This window comes from Synechococcus sp. PCC 6312, assembly GCF_000316685.1.
Classification (GTDB): Bacteria; Cyanobacteriota; Cyanobacteriia; order Thermosynechococcales; family Thermosynechococcaceae; genus Pseudocalidococcus.
On sequence record NC_019680.1, the window covers coordinates 2,264,581 to 2,282,199 of the forward strand.

The 17,619-nt window shown below is 45.4% G+C and carries 16 protein-coding genes and 1 pseudogene; 6 read left to right on the top strand and 11 right to left on the bottom strand.

Features of this window, described 5'->3' with window-relative positions; all coding sequences use genetic code 11:
- Positions 1-2 precede the first annotated feature (2 nt).
- From SYN6312_RS11080 to SYN6312_RS11090, 3 genes are all read right to left on the bottom strand, one after another.
- Positions 3-974 carry a LysR family transcriptional regulator gene (locus SYN6312_RS11080; protein ID WP_015124971.1) on the bottom strand — a complete coding sequence of 324 codons (972 nt, stop codon included), beginning with the start codon at positions 972-974 and terminating at the stop codon, positions 3-5.
- A 570-nt stretch (positions 975-1,544) separates the two neighbouring features.
- Complete coding sequence (locus tag SYN6312_RS11085; protein WP_015124972.1) at positions 1,545-2,552, bottom strand: ATP-binding cassette domain-containing protein; 1,008 nt, start codon at positions 2,550-2,552, stop codon at positions 1,545-1,547.
- Positions 2,553-2,590: 38 nt separating this feature from the next.
- Positions 2,591-3,085 (bottom strand): low molecular weight protein-tyrosine-phosphatase, encoded by a 495-nt coding sequence (locus SYN6312_RS11090; protein WP_015124973.1) that lies wholly within the window; start codon positions 3,083-3,085, stop codon positions 2,591-2,593.
- 428 nt (positions 3,086-3,513) lie between these two features.
- Here SYN6312_RS11090 and SYN6312_RS11095 point away from each other — a divergent pair, with 428 nt between their 5' ends.
- From SYN6312_RS11095 to SYN6312_RS11105, 3 genes are read left to right on the top strand one after another with little or no spacing between them, the layout of a single operon-like run.
- Positions 3,514-4,599 (top strand): hypothetical protein, encoded by a 1,086-nt coding sequence (locus SYN6312_RS11095; protein WP_015124974.1) that lies wholly within the window; start codon positions 3,514-3,516, stop codon positions 4,597-4,599.
- Entirely contained in the window at positions 4,583-5,269 is a 687-nt protein-coding gene (locus SYN6312_RS11100; RefSeq protein WP_015124975.1) for a glycosyltransferase family A protein, read from the top strand. The genes SYN6312_RS11095 and SYN6312_RS11100 overlap by 17 nt, the downstream gene beginning before the upstream one ends.
- Complete coding sequence (locus SYN6312_RS11105; protein WP_015124976.1) at positions 5,266-6,342, top strand: nucleotidyltransferase family protein; 1,077 nt, start codon at positions 5,266-5,268, stop codon at positions 6,340-6,342. The genes SYN6312_RS11100 and SYN6312_RS11105 overlap by 4 nt, the downstream gene beginning before the upstream one ends.
- 17 nt (positions 6,343-6,359) lie before the next feature.
- Here the strand turns inward: SYN6312_RS11105 and SYN6312_RS11110 are convergent, their stop codons facing one another.
- Genes SYN6312_RS11110 through SYN6312_RS11130 form a run of 5 tightly spaced genes read right to left on the bottom strand, consistent with a single transcriptional unit; the run spans position 6,360 to position 11,319 of the window.
- On the bottom strand, positions 6,360-7,571 hold the full coding sequence (locus SYN6312_RS11110; RefSeq protein ID WP_015124977.1) for a glycosyltransferase family 4 protein: 1,212 nt from the start codon (positions 7,569-7,571) through the stop codon (positions 6,360-6,362).
- A 34-nt stretch (positions 7,572-7,605) separates the two neighbouring features.
- Positions 7,606-8,034 (bottom strand): PqqD family protein, encoded by a 429-nt coding sequence (locus SYN6312_RS11115; RefSeq protein ID WP_015124978.1) that lies wholly within the window; start codon positions 8,032-8,034, stop codon positions 7,606-7,608.
- 7 nt (positions 8,035-8,041) lie between these two features.
- Complete coding sequence (locus SYN6312_RS11120) at positions 8,042-9,145, bottom strand: glycosyltransferase family 4 protein (RefSeq protein ID WP_015124979.1); 1,104 nt, start codon at positions 9,143-9,145, stop codon at positions 8,042-8,044.
- A gap of 3 nt (positions 9,146-9,148) precedes the next feature.
- On the bottom strand, positions 9,149-10,195 hold the full coding sequence (locus tag SYN6312_RS11125) for a serine kinase of the HPr protein, regulates carbohydrate metabolism (protein ID WP_015124980.1): 1,047 nt from the start codon (positions 10,193-10,195) through the stop codon (positions 9,149-9,151).
- Between the two features lie 14 nt (positions 10,196-10,209).
- Complete coding sequence (locus SYN6312_RS11130; RefSeq protein ID WP_015124981.1) at positions 10,210-11,319, bottom strand: glycosyltransferase family 4 protein; 1,110 nt, start codon at positions 11,317-11,319, stop codon at positions 10,210-10,212.
- Between the two features lie 406 nt (positions 11,320-11,725).
- On the opposite strand from SYN6312_RS11130, the gene SYN6312_RS11135 reads away from it, so the two are divergent.
- Positions 11,726-13,453 carry an NAD+ synthase gene (locus SYN6312_RS11135; RefSeq protein WP_015124982.1) on the top strand — a complete coding sequence of 576 codons (1,728 nt, stop codon included), beginning with the start codon at positions 11,726-11,728 and terminating at the stop codon, positions 13,451-13,453.
- Here SYN6312_RS11135 and SYN6312_RS11140 read toward each other — a convergent pair.
- From SYN6312_RS11140 to SYN6312_RS11150, 3 genes are all read right to left on the bottom strand, one after another.
- Positions 13,431-14,237, bottom strand: a complete 807-nt coding sequence (locus tag SYN6312_RS11140) for a TatD family hydrolase (RefSeq protein WP_015124983.1) — start codon at positions 14,235-14,237, stop codon at positions 13,431-13,433. The two genes, SYN6312_RS11135 and SYN6312_RS11140, sit on opposite strands and share 23 nt — an antisense overlap.
- A 38-nt stretch (positions 14,238-14,275) precedes the next feature.
- Positions 14,276-14,569, bottom strand: coding sequence for a 30S ribosomal protein S20 (gene rpsT / locus SYN6312_RS11145; protein WP_015124984.1), 294 nt, complete (start codon positions 14,567-14,569; stop codon positions 14,276-14,278).
- 64 nt (positions 14,570-14,633) lie between these two features.
- Entirely contained in the window at positions 14,634-16,025 is a 1,392-nt protein-coding gene (locus SYN6312_RS11150) for an IctB family putative bicarbonate transporter (RefSeq protein WP_015124985.1), read from the bottom strand.
- Between the two features lie 163 nt (positions 16,026-16,188).
- Between SYN6312_RS11150 and SYN6312_RS20105 the strand changes: the two are divergent.
- Positions 16,189-16,782, top strand: a pseudogene (locus tag SYN6312_RS20105) (nicotinate-nucleotide adenylyltransferase); the annotation flags it as partial.
- A 15-nt stretch (positions 16,783-16,797) separates the two neighbouring features.
- Positions 16,798-17,604 (top strand): NUDIX domain-containing protein, encoded by an 807-nt coding sequence (locus SYN6312_RS20110; protein WP_051021118.1) that lies wholly within the window; start codon positions 16,798-16,800, stop codon positions 17,602-17,604.
- Positions 17,605-17,619 lie beyond the last annotated feature (15 nt).

Genomic DNA, 17,619 nt, shown 5'->3' on the forward strand with positions numbered 1-17,619 from the left:
CCTCAGGCGGGAACAGTGGCATAGACATCTACAGCGGGGGGGTGATGGGGGGGTGCATGGCGATCTAAGTTGTCCTCAATCACAGTCCGCCCTTCTTGGATCATGTAGTCAAAAAAGGCCTGGGCCACCACAGATAGCTGTTTTCCAGCGGGATACACCACTTGCCAATGGCGTTGAATCGGGAAATGCTCCACATCTAGGATTGTAAATTGTCCAGAGTCGCCATCCAAGGCCAAGCAGTGACGGGACATCACCGAAATTCCCAGGCCTCCCGCGATGGCTTGTTTAATGGCTTCACTACTGCCCAACTCCAGACGGACTTGAATTTCAATCCCATGCTCGGCAAATAACCGCTCAATGGCCTGGCGCGTTCCTGACCCCACCTCCCGCATGATAAAAGCCTCACCGTTGAGTTCTTGGATCGGGATATTTTTCCGTCCGGCCAAGCGATGGGAACTGGGAGCCAAGACAACGAGGGGATTATCCAAAAAGTTATGCTGCTCGACTTCCGTATGTTCCGGGGTATGGCTGGGAATGTAAAGATCATCCAGATTATCCCGGAGACGTTCCACCACTTGCTCATGGTTGGTGACAATCAGGGAAACATCAACGCCCGGATAGCGATGACAGAAGGGGCCTAACAGTCGGGGAATCACATATTTGGCAGTGGTGATCACAGACAGACGCAGATGCCCTTGCTTGAGACCTTTCAGATTTGCGATGGCCATGTCAAAGCGATCCAGCCGTTCAAAAATATCCTGACAAGTGGCAAGAAGTTCTTTACCGGCTTCGGTCAAATAAAGTCGTTTACCCACTTGCTCAAACAGGGTCAACCCCACCGCTCGCGTGAGTTGTTTCATCTGGATGGATACAGTCGGCTGGGTTAAAAAAAGTTCTTCTGCAGCTCGGGTAAAACTGCCATGACGGGCGGTAACTTCAAAAACTTTCAGTTGGTGCAGGGTGGCTTGCTTCACACCTAAATTCTCCTTGGAAGAGATATATCACGACTTCACATAGACTAAATTCTATCAAACAAAAGGCTGCTATTTAGCTTTTCAAGTAAAAGTCGGCTCAGGGGCCTACGGATATTAAGATTAGACACACCTCGACCAAATAGTGCTGAAGGAATTTTGCGTTTAGGATTGAGAGTCGTTCAGAACAGTTTGTGTAGGATAGTATGATCATTCCAAACCGGAGTGGGACACTGGGAATCTATAAGACGATCAATTCAAGCATTGTGCCGATTCTCTCACTACCTGCATGAGTGACAGTCTAGATTTACGACAATGAATTAGCTCCGATATTCAACGGAGGGAACTGGGGATGCTTCCCGGACGGCTTCGCACAATCGTTGGTCTATAAGAAGATAGCGCACGATTTTAACGCCCTTAAGTGAGCAAGGATGTACGCCGAATTAAGCCCCCTGATTGATGAGATTATCCGAAACTGTTGTCCTGCCTAATGTCCCATTCTTGATCGAAATGACTATAAATAGCCTGAAAGATTTGTCCATCATCCCTGCTAGAAATGCTAAAGTCTCTTGCTCAAGTAGGTGACTGAGAAGCTGCATGGGTTTGATCCAGGCTTAAAAATACCCGCCCAATCACCTCTTCAATGGGTGGATCCGTAATGGTCAGGTCACAAACATCCAGTTGAGCCAAAATTTTACTGACGGTTTCGGTGAGGTGTTCTCGGCGGACAATTAAGCGAACATCCCGTTCCTGAACCGCTTCAATATCCCCAAATTGTTCTAATTCACTGGCTGGGACAGATTGATTGAGTTCCAGTTTGACTTGGCGATAGGGGGAAAATTTATCTAAAAGGTCATCCAATTGCCCATCATAAATTAACTCACCCTGATGGATCAGCAAGACTCGTTCACAGAGAGCCGTGATGTCTGCCATGTAGTGACTGGTGAGGAGGATCGTGGCCTGAAAATGTTCGTTATAGGTTTTTAGGAAGGCGCGCACACTCATTTGAGCATTCACATCCAGGCCCAGGGTTGGCTCATCTAAAAATAAGATTTGCGGGTGATGTAGCAAGGCGGCCAAGAGTTCAGCCTTCATCCGTTCCCCTAAGGATAGCTTCCGCACCGGCTGCCGGAGTTTATCTCCCAAATCGAGCATTTCCGCCAATTCACCGACCCGTTGCTGGCATTCTCGTTCTGACAATTCATAGACCGCGGCATTGATTCGCAATGAGTCCCAGGCCGGGAGATCCCAAATTAACTGCTGCTTTTGCCCCATGACCAAAGTAATTTGCTTGAGAAAACTGGGTCGCCGTTGATAGGGAACTTGCCCCGCCACACTTAAATGTCCAGAGGTGGGATGAATGAGGCCGGTGAGCATCTTCAAGGTCGTGGTTTTACCAGCCCCATTGGGACCCAAAAATCCCACCACTTCCCCAGGCCTGATCTCAAAACTGACATCTTGAACCGCCGGAATTTGCCGATATTTGCGCCGCCAAAAATGGGCCAGAGTCCCCTTCAGACCCGATGCTTTATCCGAGACGGTATAGATTTTAGACAAGGCCTGACATTGAATAATGGTCACGTTACACCTATGGCATCTGGTCTCATTCTGGCTGGCCGTTAACTTGGAGGCAGAGGAGTGATTATCTTAGGAGTGAGGGAATTGAGTAAGCCCTGGCAGGCATCCGTTAGTAAATCCAACACCAATTCAAAGCCATGCTTACCGCCATAGTAGGGGTCAGGAACCTCCTGAAGATCCGAGGTTTGGCAATAGTCACACATCAATTTAATTTTGTCTTGATATTTTTGATGAGGATCAAGACGCCGAATATCCGCAAGGTTATCTTTATCCATTGCCAAAATCAAATCAAATTTCTCTAAATCTTCCGGGTGCAGCTGCCTGGCCTGGCTCTCCAGATGAATTCCCCTTTGTCTAGCCATCATAATCATCCGGGAGTCGGGGAGTTCGCCAATGTGGTAATTACTGGTACCCGCAGAGTCGCAAAAAATCTCCTGACCTAAGCCTGCCTCCTGGACTAAATGCTTCATGATGCCTTCTGCAGCCGGGGAGCGACAAATATTACCCAGACAGACAAAGAGAAGTTTTTTCGTCATCAGAGCCTCCAAGCAAGGGGAATTTCCCCGTTTATTGTCTCAAATTTGTTCACTCTCGATCCCCTTGACTCACTGCCAGGGCCTGGAACGAGACATTAAGGCGGTGGCCCACTGTTCAAGCTCAATGGCGGTTTTGCTGATCACAAGTCCTATTGAACCACTGCGGCTAAGACAAGGATCTCAGCACCAAACCTACTAGGGAATATAGCAAACAGCAATGATTTGTGAGATTGGGTTTATGTTTATTTTTATGAGAATTTTATTTGAGTCTAGTCCCACTGAAGAGCTATCCCTCGCCTGAGTCAGTGATAATCAATCATTCTCATAAATGAAGATGGACTGTTATATAATTATTTTTAATAGCTACTTTTGCTATAAGTACTCATTGCTTCATTTTCACTATCGTACTTTGTATGGCGTTAGTCTAGATGCTAAACATCCCGATTGTTATATTTGTTTTTAATCGACCTCAATCTACAGAAAGACTTATTGAACGTTTACGTTCTGTTAAACCTACTATATTATTTATAGTTGCAGATGAAGCCCGTTCTATCCATTCAAAAGAAATAGATCAATGTCAAAAAGTCCGCGCCATTATTGAAACTATTGATTGGCCCTGTGAAGTTGTCAAGAACTATGCTGATCGTCACTTAGGGTGTGGTTATTGCATTTCAAGAGGAATCAATTGGGTGTTTACACAAGTTGAAGAGGCTATTTTCCTTGAGGATGATTGTTTGCCTGTGCCAAGTTTTTTTCAGTTCTGCTCAGAACTTTTAGAACGATATCGAGAGGAGCATAGGGTTACTCAAATTTGTGGTACAAATCCACTAGGAAAATGGAAATCAAATGAACAAAGTTATCACTTTTCTCTCTATGGAAGTGCCTGGGGGTGGGCTACTTGGAAGCGGGCCTGGAAATACTATGACCATGGAATATCAGCATACTCACAATCAAATGTTCTGCAATCAATTGCTCAGTTGATTAAGCATCCAGAAGAATTTGAGCATTTTCAAAAAGGGTGTGTGTTTGCTCTGCGGAATCTCAGTCATTGTTGGGATTATCAGTGGTCATTTGCACAACTATCGCAGGGAGGATTATCAGTAGTTCCATCTCAAAATCTAGTTCAAAATGTTGGCATAAGTCTTGATGCTACAAACACAAAAAATCCAATACTTAAAGATTTTCTAGATGTTTATGATCTGGATTTTCCCTTAATTACACCATCGGAAGTTATTTTAGATAGAGAGTATAGTCACCAACATTATTTGTTTTTTTCAGGTAAGCCAAGCTTTGACCATAGCATATCAATAATTAAAAGTTTCTTAAAAAAGGGAAGAATAGTGCAAGCATTGGTAATTACCCAAAAGCTTCTCAACGAGCATCCAAATAATTCTGATCTTCTATCTTATAGAAGAGTTATATTAGCTCGATTAGGTAGACAAGAATCAAGTGAATATATAAATTCTATAAGTCAAGAGTGCACTAAGAGTCTTAATAATGAGTCCAATAATTAGCTGTATTATTCCTACGTTTAATTCCGGCAGCTATCTAGATGAAGCGATTGAAAGTATCCTCAATCAGACCTGGCGACCACTAGAAATTATTATCGCTGATGATGGCTCTACGGATAATACTCAGGAAATTGCTCTTAGTTACTCTGCGTCCATCAGCTTTTACTCACAACCTACCTCTGGACCGGCTGCTACTCGCAATTTAGGACTCAGCCATGCCCAGGGTGAATTTATCGCTTTTTTAGATGCCGATGACTTATGGCACCCTGAAAAACTAACTCGGCAGATGACTGCATTTTGTGATGACACAGACCTAAGTCTTTGTATTACCTATGTTGAGCGATTTTGGCCAGAGTCTTTAAATCGTGAGAAGATTTATTTTACTAATCATTCACGCTCACAACCCATTCCCGGTTATGCAACTCCAAGTCTCTTGGCTAAACGCACAGCCTTTGAATTGATTGGTAACTTTGATACTAACTTATGGTTTACTGATGCAACTGAGTGGTTTATCCGGGGCAGAGTAGCTGGATTAAAGCTTGCTATTTTAACTGATGTCCTCACATATCATCGAATGCATGAGAAAAATTTAACCAGGCGACGTTCATTAGAGAGTAAACAGGAGTTTCTCAAAGTTGTTAAACTAAATTTAGACAATAAGAGAAAAATATGAAGCCTATTGCAAAACTTACTGGTATTTTAAATGTTATTTTGCCAAATTCAGACCATACTCTCTTCTTGCAAACATGTTTACTAACAGGAGATGGTGGAGAAAAAGCATGGCAGGCCTGGAAACAGAAAAACCAGAATCCACTCATAGCAATCAAAAAGCAATCACAGCCCTACAAAAGGCATTTGCCATTACTCTATTATGGGTTAATAAGAAATAAGATTAAAATCTCTAATACACTACAAACTGTCTTGCGTACAGCAGTAATGCGTGAACAGCTAAGAAATAAAACCTATGAAAGAATTTGCTATCAAACCTTAGATGTTTTGCACAAAGCAAATATACGACCATTCTTATTAAAGGGTTCTGTAACTGCATCAATTGCATATCCACATCCAAGCCTAAGGCACTGTCATGATATTGATTTATTCATTCAACCTATGGAATATAAACAGGCAATTGTTGCTTTTAAAAAAGCTAAATTAAGGTTGATTAGTTCAGATGTTCAACAGCTTGATATTGAGTTAAAACATCCATCGGGTCTTCCGGTCTTTATTCATCGTAACCTATTTGCTAATGCAGTCTATAACAAGGTACAAGATAAAATGTTAGTGGGTAGTAAACCTCTATTGATCATGAAAAAAGAAGTTAATAGTCTTAATTTTACAGATTTGTTACTACATATATGCGGGCACGCAGCTACTTCATCTAGTTGTCAAGCCCTAACATGGGTTTATGATGCATACTTTTTACTTCAGCAATTTCCTCAAATTGATTGGCAAAATTTACTGGATAATGCTAGGTCTGCCAGGTTCTCACTCCCGCTTTGGGTAATGTTGCAATATTTACAACAGTCTTTCCAGGCCCCGATTCCTGAAGCATTTTTATTTGCATTAGTAGAGCAAGTTTCATCCCCAAGAGAAGAGATATTAATTTTATTGAAGCACTCTACCGGACGACATAAGAGCTTAAGATATTTATTAAAATCTACTCAAAATCCTTATGAAAAATTCTGGCTGACTAAAGAACTTGGAGCAATGGTCTTAGCAAGAAAAATTAAGCATCTAATAAAATAATTAAAGTAAATATAGTTCTAACTTACCTCTATTTGATGTAGATGTATAAGTTTTTGGGCTATGGTTTTCCATGTAAAAGTTTCTCTAACCCGAGCCAATCCTTGACGGCCAAATTCAGCCCTTAAATTTGGATTGAGTAAGAGACAGCGGATTGCTTGGCTGATGGCTTCAACATTTTCAGCCTCAATTAAAAATCCCGTCACATTATCCACAATTGCGTCGGAAATACCTCCCTGATTACTCCCAATACATGGTTTCCCAGCTAATGCTGCTTCTAAAAAAACAATCCCAAATCCTTCCCATTCTTGATGCTTATGGCTGTGGCTAGGCATAATAAAAATATCACAAGCTTTGTAAAGAGTCTGCTTTGCTAGTTCATCTACCTCTCCTAGAAAATAGACGTAATCTTCTAGGGAATAGACTTGACACAAATGTTGCAAGCGATGCTGATCTGGGCCATTGCCTACAATCCAATAGCCAAGATTAGGAAACTCAGCTATCAAGGTTTCCATACTTGCTAAAACTAAATCTATACCTTTATGGGGAACCAGGCGAGCTACAGTTAGCAGAGTTAGTTGATTACGATGAGTTTTGATATTAAGTTGAGGCTGCCAGGAAGAGATAGCTGTCGAGAAATTTTGTAGAACCAGATCAGGGTTAATACCCGGATTAACTACATTTATAGGAATTTCTGTTTGCATCACTTGAGTAACTAACTGGGCAGTTCCCTGACTACAAGCATAAATTGCCTTTGCCTGTTGAAAATCTGCCCTACGCCAGTGATCTACACTTAGATACTGAGGAGAGATTAACTCATTGCCATAGGCAAAGATCGAGTAACGCAGGCCAACTTGACGTAAAGTCTGACACCAACAAGATGCAATAAGATTCCAAACACCAATAAATATTTCAATTTTTGCTAAATTTTCCTTTTTAAGAATTGACTGCAATTGTTGAGCATTGTACTTTTTTAATAGATAAATATATTGACCAGAATTAAGATTTTGGAATCTTTCTCGCTCTTGCTCCGACATTAATTCCCGCAGATATGGCAGTCGCTGACGTAGATAAGCTGAGCGTTGATCAGGTAGGGCCTCAACAGTTGTCCAAACTTCAACAGGATAATACTCAGCTATTTCTTGAAAAAGTTGATGGAGATACTCGGAAATTCCACCAACTAGAGGCTTGAAATCTGTGGTCAAGAGGATAAATGTTGTTGATTGTGACACAAGCTCTTATTAGTTTAGATTCACAATTTCTGAACTATTTCCAAGGAACTTCTTTAAGATCAGGCATCGGTGGATCCAGTGCCAGCATATCAGCCATATCTCGATAAATATTTAGGATGGGCGAGCGATAAGAGTCTCGAATGGTCTCTAATTGAGGCAGGCTAGATTGTGTAGATAAATCTTGTTCTGATACTCTTACTAGGTTTTCTGAAATCAGTTGTTGACCTAGGGCTTGTAGATCATCTTCGATAGTATTTTGGGGGATGTTATAAGCCACACTGAGAGTTTGACTAATTGCCGATAAACTGTAACCTTGCTCTAACAAAACCCAAACGTCTGCACCAATTTCATCCATGCTGTAATAGACACCGTCTGATAAATTAATAATAATCAACTCACCATCTAAGACTTGTGCCGCGATTTCGGACTGATTGGATGTAAGTTGTTTCAATAGAATTGACATTCTAGGCTTACTTGATTAGTTTCTTATATAAAATAACATGGTTTTCTAGATAACGATCAAAACTAAAATGATCGATAGCGTGTTGGCGGGCAAATTTACCCAGGCGGATCATTGTTTCAGGCTGTTGAAGTAAGTCTATTACGGCTTGGGCTAGAGTCTGGCTATTTTCTATTGGAACTAAAATTCCACTTTCTCTATTTACTATGACTTCGGGTAAACCACCTACAGCACTGGCAATAACTGGGCGAGCTAACAAGGCTGCTTCCAAGGCTACCAGGCCAAAGGCCTCACGCCGAGAGGGAACCAACACAATAGTTGCACGGTTCATTAAGTCAGGTATCTGTTCAGGGGCGACCCAACCTCTAAAAAAAACTTGTTCGGAGATTCCTAACTTTTCGGTCTGAGTGGCTAATTCTTTTCGTTTGCTTCCATCTCCAATTAGCGTAAGACGACTATTAGGGAAGATTTTTAAAACTCTAGCAAAGGCAGTAATGGCGAGATCAAATCCTTTTTCTTCCTCTAAGCGCCCAATACACATGATGTGGGGTGGATCGCTGGGTAGGGGAGCAGGAGCGATATCCGTTGGTTCTTTGCCATTATGAATGATAGATATACGAGATTGAATCGTAGGACTTAAGCGAATAGCCTCATCCAAAGTTGCAGTAGAACAAGCGCAAATCCAGTCAGCACTATTGAGTGTTTGAATCGCAATACTTTCCGTTCCTGAACCCCATGTTGGAATTGATCCTTGAATGGTGAGGAGGGTTGGTACTGGGGCGGCTCTGACTGTATGCCAATGAAATAAGTCTATTGGTGAAACGCTACTCATGTGAACTAAATCAGGGGCCAGAGACTTTTTCAAATCATAAAGGTCTTGCCGGAGCTGAAAAATTAGCTTGGCATTACGGTCTCTTACCGCGTGCCAAAACCTAAAGCGATATATGGGAACTTCAAAAAACTTTTCTTCATCGGGTAGTGCCAACGTATCATGGGCTGTAACGACCGTGACCTCATGGCCTTTTCTTTGTAATCCTTTAACTAACTGAGCACCCATAATTTGACCACCACCGATATAAGGCCAAAAGTGGGCACTAAAAAAGAGGATTTTCATTTCTTAATTTTTGAGTATTGCTTCATGAATACACTTAGCAATATCCACTGGATTTCCGCCTAAATTTAACCAATAAGCAGGTATATCTTTAATGAGTGTTGCCAATGTATTAAAGTCCTCGCGATGCCAACTTGGATATAAGGTTAGGCAGTTAGGCAACATTTGCATCAGAGCTTGAGACTGCTTGGCCGGACTGAGGTAAGTGACTGATTCTTGACTCACCCGAGGCAAAATAATAACTTTAATCAGTGCGAATTTCACAATAAGAGATTGATGGATTTGAGATAGAATGATTAAGTTTTTCGATTCTTCTTGATCTCGATCGATCATGGCATAATCAATCAGATCTGGAAATTTATCTAAACTATCTTGATTTAGCAGAATTGAGTTATAGAGGCTATGACCAAGATAAGTCTGACTATTAGCGGCTTCCAGGCCAACTTGATCATCTCCTAAGTAGGTAAATCCAGCCCTTAGACAGGCCAAGGCGGAGGTTGATTTTCCTGCACCACTGGGACCGGCAAGTAGGACTCCCTGATTATTTTTTGCTACCATTGCGGCGTGAATCACATTAATCCCCAAATCTCGATGCCAAAGTCTTAACAATTGTTCCAGAGGACGGGCTTGAGCACGAAATGATAGGGCTTTGTTAGCACACAAATATCCAATTAAGCGCGATTTCTCCCGATCTAAAAGGGTGGTTAACCCTTGTTGTCGAGACAGGACATAACGGTTGTTAATGGAAATTTCGATGCTAGCTCCGAGGCTATCCGGTAGATTAATATGGGCATCCTCAGTTCTACTCATTAGAGAATGATCCCAAAGCAGGATTTCTAAGTCAGCAGTTTGATTTGTATCGGCTCCTAAAGTCAGGTGTTGCCAGACTGTTAACAATTTTTTGTTCAACAGAGTCCCAACTACCCGTAGGCGTACAGGTCGTCCAGCTAAAACTATCGTAGTTTGATGATACTCCGCTACAGCAATTGTCCAGGCCTGGTTAAACCCTTCAATAAGTGCTGTAGCCTCAATTGCACCGTTGAATTTTTTCACAGCTTAGACTTCGATTAAGATGAACAAAGCTTACGATACAGTGCATCATAGGCCGAGACATAGCGTTCCCAACCAAAGATTTCTGCCGCCCTAGTTCTGGCTCGCTCTCCCATCATTTTTGCCTGGGGCAAATTACTAAGAAGAGTACAAATAGCTGTAGCCAAAGCCTGGGGATTATTCTTTTCGACAACAATACCTCCCTCACCATCCATAACAACTTCAGGTAATCCCCCTACACGACTGGCAATCACAGGCCTGGCCTGGAGGGCTGCTTCTAACGCAACTAACCCAAAAGCCTCTTCCCAGCGTGATGGCATCAGCACTAAGGTAGAGCAATTGATCAAAGCAGGCACATCATCCGGCCTAATCCAACCAAGAAACTCGACCCGATCTGTTAGCCCAAGCAGAGTAACTTGACGTTCTAGGGCCGGGCGGTGGGGGCCATCTCCAGCAATCATTAAACGAGTGTCGGGATGGGCTTGAATTACCTTTCTCAGCGCATGAATCGCTAAATCAAATCCCTTTTCTGGAACTACTCGGCCCAAGCAGAGGAGTTTTGGGGGAGTGGCAATCAGGGGTGTAGGTGCGAGTAGAGGTATTTTCAAGCCATTGTAAATAAGAGAAGTTTTTTTGACCAGAGGCGGAAATAGCTGGTGTAATTCCGTCAAAATGGCCTGGGAATTAGCCGTAACCCAATGAGCAGATTTTAGGGCTTTATAGAGAAGCGTATCAGATGCCAAGGGTGTGCGCCCAAAAGAAATTTTGGCTGAAATTAGCGTGGGAATCGCCGGCGCAGTGGATAAATGAAAGAAAAGACTGGGGTCACTTAAGTTAATATGGATTAGATCAGGCTGGAATTGCTGCTTTAATGCGATCAGCCGCTGTTTGATCGCAAAGATAGTAGCAATATCTCTGGTTTCCAGAGTCCTTAAAAAAGGGAATCTATGAATCGTGATCCCTTCCCAGTCCTCTTGATTGGGTAAACTTAGGCTTCCATGGGATGTAACAACTATAATGTCATACCCTAAGCACTTTATTGCTCTCAAAAAATGTGAACTGAGAACTTCAACACCACCAATGTAAGGCCAGAATAACTGAGTCCAAAAAAGGATTTTGGGATTCATGAGCTTGAGCGCATTGAGTATTCTTTATCATCAGGTTTTTCCTATTCTTGTCAAATATTTCTGGCAAGCGGTAATATTAACGTCACTCAATTTAGGGCTGTAGAATTTACATTGTTCCTAAGATTAAGTTCTCCAATGATTAACAGGAGATAGGAGATTCCATGTGGGTATAGTACAACCAATCGGCTACATAACAATCAGGACAAGGTAACGCCTGAGCAAAATACCGAAGAAACCTCCTACTGCTAGAGAATCGGTAAGACCAAAACTACTCTGCTGATGCTGAAAACAGCTTGTACCCATCACTCATCATGGCTCCTGTGTAGCTTTGCTCGCTTGTAGAAGAGATTTAGAATAAGACAACCCTGGCTCCAGGCCTGGTACTTTCTTAAATGGCCGGATCTTCATGTCTATTACCTTGGCATTAGCACAGTTAAACCCAATTATTGGGGACTTGGAGGGGAATGCCCAAAAAATCCTAGCCGCCGCCCAGGCCAGTCAGCAACAGGGAGCCAATATTCTCATTACCTCAGAACTGGCCCTCTGTGGATATCCACCCCGAGACTTGCTGTTAGACCGCAGTTTCGGCCAGGCCTGCGAAAAAACCCTCCATACCCTTAGCCGAGAACTTCCCCCAACCCTCACTGCAATCATCGGCACTATCGCCCCCAATCCAGATGCCAACATTGGTGCAAAACCGCTGTTAAATGTCGGCGTAGTCATTCAAAACCGTGAGATCATCTATCAATTTGCCAAACGCCTGCTCCCCACCTACGACGTATTTGATGAAGATCGCTACTTTGCCAGTGGCAACCAAATCAACATCTTGACCTTCCAACAGGGAGATGAAATCATCCGCCTGGGTCTGACCATTTGCGAAGATATTTGGAACGATGAGGAATTTTTAGGGAAACGACTGTATCCCGCCAACCCAATTGCAGAATTAGCCAGTGCCGCAGCCCAACTGATCATCAATCTTTCGGCCTCTCCCTTTACCCTCTCTAAGCCCAGTTTCCGCCAGGCCCTTTTAGCCCATACCGTTCAGCGTTATGGTTGCCCAGTGATCTATGTTAATCAAGTGGGGGGCAATGATGATTTGATTTTTGACGGCCATAGCTTTGCCCTGAATCACCAGGCCCAGCTTGTGGCCCAGGCTCCCGGCTTTCAGACCAGTTTGGATTACGTTACTTGGTCACAGGGAAAGCTATCAGGAATCAGTCAAATCTTACCCAATTCCCTGGGGGATGACCATCAGCAAACTTGGGCCGCCCTCGTTTTAGGGATTCAAGACTATGCCGAAAAATGTGGCTTTAGGCAGGCTGTCATTGGTCTGAGTGGGGGGATTGACTCCGCTTTGGTGGCGGCTTTAGCAACGGCGGCGTTAGGGTCTGAAAATGTCCTTGGTATTCTGATGCCCTCGCCCTACAGTTCTGATCATTCTCTCACCGATGCTCACCAACTCGTTGCCAATTTAGGAATTGCCCAGCAAACCATTCCCATTGCCAATCTGATGCAAGGATATGACCAGGCCTTGGGGGAGTTATTTGCCAATACTCAACCCGGAATTGCGGAAGAAAACATCCAAGCTCGGATTCGTGGGAATTTACTGATGGCCGTGGCAAACAAATTTGGCTATTTGGTCATTTCTACGGGCAACAAATCTGAACTAGCAGTGGGCTACTGTACTCTCTATGGCGATATGAGTGGGGGCCTGGCAGCCATTGCCGATGTGCCTAAAACCCTGGTCTATGATCTTTGCCACTGGTTAAACCATCAAGCCCAGGCTGGACATACTGCCTCAAACTTTCCCTTTATGACACCTGAAGTGATCCCCACCCATATCTTGGCCAAACCTCCCAGTGCCGAACTTAAACCTGGCCAACTGGATCAAGATTCCCTGCCAGCCTATGAAATTTTGGATGACATTCTCCAGCGGTTCATCGATCACCATCAATCTACGGCAGAAATTATTGCAGCGGGCCATGCCCCAGCCATTGTGATCCAGGTTCAGCAAATGGTGACTCGGGCCGAATTTAAGCGCCATCAAGCCGCCCCAGGCCTGAAAATTACCAGTCGCGCCTTTGGAACGGGTTGGCGAATGCCCATTGCGGCTAAACGTAAATTTGCTCTCTAATGGCCAGGCCAAAGAGTTTTGCCGCATTCTGAGTTGTTTGTTGCCCCAAATCCATCACCGAGATATTCCGTAACTCCGAAACGTGTTGGGCGACATATTGGACATAACTGGGTTCGTTGCGTTTTTCCCCTCGTTTGGGGACAGGGGCTAAGAAGGGGCAATCGGTTTCAATCAGCAAACGATCCACAGGAACTATTTGGGCGGCGGCTTTAATTCCGTGGGCATTTTTGAAGGTGACAGTCCCACTAAAACTGATGTAAAAGCCTAAGTCTAAGAACCACTGAGTTTCTTCAGGAGTCCCACCCCAACAATGCATCACACCCCTAACGGCCCCTTGGGTTTGCCAGAATTTTTCCAGGAGGTCACGCATTGTTGCCGCCGCGTCCCGACAGTGAATAATCACCGGTAAATCCAGGGCTTGGGCAATTTCCAGTTGACTCCAAAAGACCCTGGTTTGCGTCTCGATATTATCGGCTTTGAAAAAATCCAGGCCCATCTCACCAATGGCCACCACTTTCGAATCGGAACGGGCTAGCTCGTGAATATGGCTTTGATAATCGGGTTGCCACTGAGCTGCATCAAGGGGATGTAAGCCGACCGCAAAATAAACTTCGGGAAACTGCTGGGCAATGGCCTGGATTGCAGTAAATTCACTGGGTTCAACACAGGAATGAACGAGGGCAACGACTCCGGCATCGCGCCAGTGCTGGGCAATTTCCGCTAAATCGGGAGTAAATACGTCAAAATTGAGGTGAACATGGGTATCAACCAATGGCGGTAACATCCCCAGCCCTCCCCAAAGACGTTGGCAATGAAATCTTTCTAAGCCGGTGCCGTTACTTTATTGAGTACACGGGCCAAACGGGCTTTTTTCCGGGCCCCAGTATTACGATGGATAACGCCTCGCTTGACCGCCTTATCAATTTTGCTGAAGGTCACAGACATTTTAGCTTGAGCGGTCGCTAGGGCCTCTGGGGTCGGTTCGCTCGTGTAGGTTTGCACGGCCTGGAGGTAATGCTTGGTCATGGTTTTCACAACCGATTTGTAGGCTTTATTTTCCAGACGGTTGCGCTCGGCAATTTCGACACGCTTGATGGCAGATTTGATATTAGCCACGGTAAGACTCTTTTATCCCAAGTTCTATAGACGGATATTAATCATAACAGATTGCTGGACTGGGTCAAACTTCTGAATCAGGATTCGTCAGGGGCTGGGGCTGGGAAAAGGCTGGATAACTGGCCACCACGGCAATCATCAACCACCAGAGGGTCGCGACTTCCGGGCGATACCAAATTGTATCCACCAGGCCATGGGTCAACATCCCCAACATGGTTGCCAAGGCCGCCATCAGCCAAAAGCCATCGGGATGACGCATCTTCCGCAGATGATTGAGGGTCTGCCAGGCCTGGGTCAAGGTTGTGAGTAAAAACCAGACAAAAGCCGCAAACCCAATCGTCCCAGCCTCCACGAGGAGTTCTAAAAAAATCGAATAAGCACTCAAGGCGGTATAGCCCGGCCGTTGATAGAGGGGATAAACCTTGTTAAATGCCTCATTTCCGGGGCCGATCCCCAAAATTGGGCGGTCACGGATCATGTCCTGAACAGCGGCCCAAACATTGATCCGAAAATTGTTACTACTGTCATTGCGCTCGGCAAAAATACTTAAGACTCGTCCCCGAATGGCTGGCACGAGAATCATTGCGGCCACAACCAACACTGCCAGGCCCCCCAACAAAGCCGGAAAGGCCCAAAATTGCCAAAAGCGAGGCAGGCGGGGTAACAACCAGTAGAGCAACAACAGAGAGAGCGTGCCCAAACTAACCACCAGGCCCAGCCAACCACCGCGACTAAAGGTAAAAATCAAACTACTGGTACTCAGCCCCAACATCACCCCCCCCAAGAGCTTTGGAAGCCAGCCCCGCCAAGCAAATATTGAGGCCAAACTGAGGGGAATCGCGGGTAATAAATACCCAGCTAGGAGGTTAGGATTGCCCAGGTAGCTATAAACCCGCGTGGTGTTGGCCAATTCAGATTGGGGGTCTGTCCAAGTGGCTAAGGCATCGGCCCCAAAGATCCATTGCCTAACTCCATAAATGCTGACAACCAACGCGGTTAAGAGATAGATCGTGATCAACCCCGACCGCCATTTGGGAGAGCGCATGACCCGTTCGGCTAAGGCAAAAAAGCCCATATAGAGACTCAGTTTGATCAGTCCTTGAAAAGCGGCAGCCTTGACGGGGGAAAATGCTGTGGCAACAACAGCAATAGACCAGTAGAGAGCCACCAAGGAATGAATCGGGGTAAAGCGGTTTTCCGGCGCAGTGCTGACTGTCCACAGGCCCCAAAACAGCACCCCGGCGAAGAGGACAACACCGATCATCCCACTGGGGACAAAGGGGGCCAGAATTAAAATCAGGCCAGCCAGTACCCCCCCTAATCCCTGCACCCAGGGCCATAAAACACTCCCCCGCTGCCAGGCCTGGATCAGTCCCATCCACTGCCCCAACAGACTTTTTTGTCGCCACTGTGACCAGGGAATGGTACCGAGGGTAATCTGTTGCCAGAGGGTCATGGGTGGCTTACCTTTTGGGGATCAATCAATACTAAACATAGGGCACAGTAGTCAGTCTATCGGGTCAGTCGGTCTTCTGGAGCGAGGCCTGGTAAAATCTCGGTGATTCCTCCGGTTTTTATTCTTAAACTAGCTCCCCCCTCCTCACCATCCCCAAGCATTCATGCACGCCCTTGAGCCACAAGCTTTAGAACAGAATATTGCCCCAACTGGCCTAGCCCTGTTTGGCATGAGTGCTGATCCACCCACCATCGCCCATCAAGAGATTATTCAGTGGTTAGCACCTCAATTTCAAAGAGTCATTGTCTGGGCGGCTGATAATCCCTTTAAGACTGAACAAACATCTCTCCATCATCGCCAGGCCATGTTAGGGCTCCTGGTGGGCGACCTGCAAAGCACCTATCCACACATTCAACACCAACCTGCTCTCAGCTATCCCTACACACTCCACTCTGTCCAAGCGGCCCATCGCTACTGGCCCAAAAGTCAGTTCACCTTGGTTGTGGGTAGCGACATTCTCACAAAGTTAGGCCAGTGGCATCAGGTGGAACTACTATTTCAGTTGGTTGATTTTCTAGTCCTAGCCCGCCCAGGTGCGCCGATTAACCCAAGTTTGATCAACTCCCTCACCGCTCGCGGGGGTCGGTTTCAACTCGGAGCTTTTACGGGGCCCGACATTTCCTCAACGGCCTCCCGCCAAGCGGCCCAACCGGAGAATCTCTTACCGGTGATTGCCCAATATGTGTCTCAGTATGGCCTCTATCAAGCTTCCCTGACAGCCCCAGCCAACGCGCCCAGGACTCAACCTCCAGCAACCCATTTCCCCACGAGTGACAAAGCTGAATTTACAGTTGGGGTCGATAATGTGGTTTTTGCGGTGGATAGTCAGAAGAATCGGCTCTTAGTTCTCCTCAGTCAACGGCAGCAAGCTCCTTATCAAGGGTGGTATGGTTTACCGGGAACCTTGGTCCGGGCAGGGGAGGGTCTGGAAGCGGCGGCCTATCGGGTCTTGGCGGAGAAGCTTGCCTTAAGAACTCTTTATTTGGAGCAGCTTTATACCTTTGATGGCCTGGGGAAACGCCAGCCTTTTGCCCGATCCCAGGCCGAGGGTGGACTGATCAACTCAGCCAAAACCTCAGAGAGCGTTCGCGCTGGAATTCGCTATCTTTCTGTCAGTTACTTTGCCTTGATTCCCTATGGGGCAGCCGCCTTAATGGTTTCAGCAGAAGCGGGTGGGGCCTGGTTTCCAGTCCATGAAGTCCCTCCCTTGGCCTTTGATCATGCGGATATTCTCGCCTATGGGCATCGTCGCCTGAAAAATAAGCTGGAGTATAGCCCGGTTGCCTTTGATGTGCTCCCCGCAAAATTTACCCTGAATGAGGTCTATCAGTTCTACAGCACTGTACTGGGGGAAAACTTTGCTGACTATTCTAACTTTCGCAGTCGTTTACTTAAACTCGGAATTCTTCAAGATACTGGAGAAAAAGTCATTCGGGCTGCGGGTCGGCCAGCCAGTTTATATCGGTTTGACCCCATCGCCTTTGCCCCGCTCCAAGATACACCTTTAGTTTTTGTCTAGTTTTCAACCTCGGCC

What these genes read in the sequence shown, in the direction of transcription:
- SYN6312_RS11150 (WP_015124985.1), bottom strand. Translation starts at nt 16,025, where the DNA reads ATGACCCTCTGGCAACAGATTACCCTCGGTACCATTCCCTGGTCACAG.
- SYN6312_RS11090 (WP_015124973.1), bottom strand. Translation starts at nt 3,085, where the DNA reads ATGACGAAAAAACTTCTCTTTGTCTGTCTGGGTAATATTTGTCGCTCC.
- SYN6312_RS11135 (WP_015124982.1), top strand. Translation starts at nt 11,726, where the DNA reads ATGTCTATTACCTTGGCATTAGCACAGTTAAACCCAATTATTGGGGAC.
- SYN6312_RS11140 (WP_015124983.1), bottom strand. Translation starts at nt 14,237, where the DNA reads ATGTTACCGCCATTGGTTGATACCCATGTTCACCTCAATTTTGACGTA.
- SYN6312_RS11095 (WP_015124974.1), top strand. Translation starts at nt 3,514, where the DNA reads ATGCTAAACATCCCGATTGTTATATTTGTTTTTAATCGACCTCAATCT.
- SYN6312_RS11120 (WP_015124979.1), bottom strand. Translation starts at nt 9,145, where the DNA reads ATGAAAATCCTCTTTTTTAGTGCCCACTTTTGGCCTTATATCGGTGGT.
- SYN6312_RS11100 (WP_015124975.1), top strand. Translation starts at nt 4,583, where the DNA reads ATGAGTCCAATAATTAGCTGTATTATTCCTACGTTTAATTCCGGCAGC.
- SYN6312_RS11115 (WP_015124978.1), bottom strand. Translation starts at nt 8,034, where the DNA reads ATGTCAATTCTATTGAAACAACTTACATCCAATCAGTCCGAAATCGCG.
- SYN6312_RS11130 (WP_015124981.1), bottom strand. Translation starts at nt 11,319, where the DNA reads ATGAATCCCAAAATCCTTTTTTGGACTCAGTTATTCTGGCCTTACATT.
- SYN6312_RS11105 (WP_015124976.1), top strand. Translation starts at nt 5,266, where the DNA reads ATGAAGCCTATTGCAAAACTTACTGGTATTTTAAATGTTATTTTGCCA.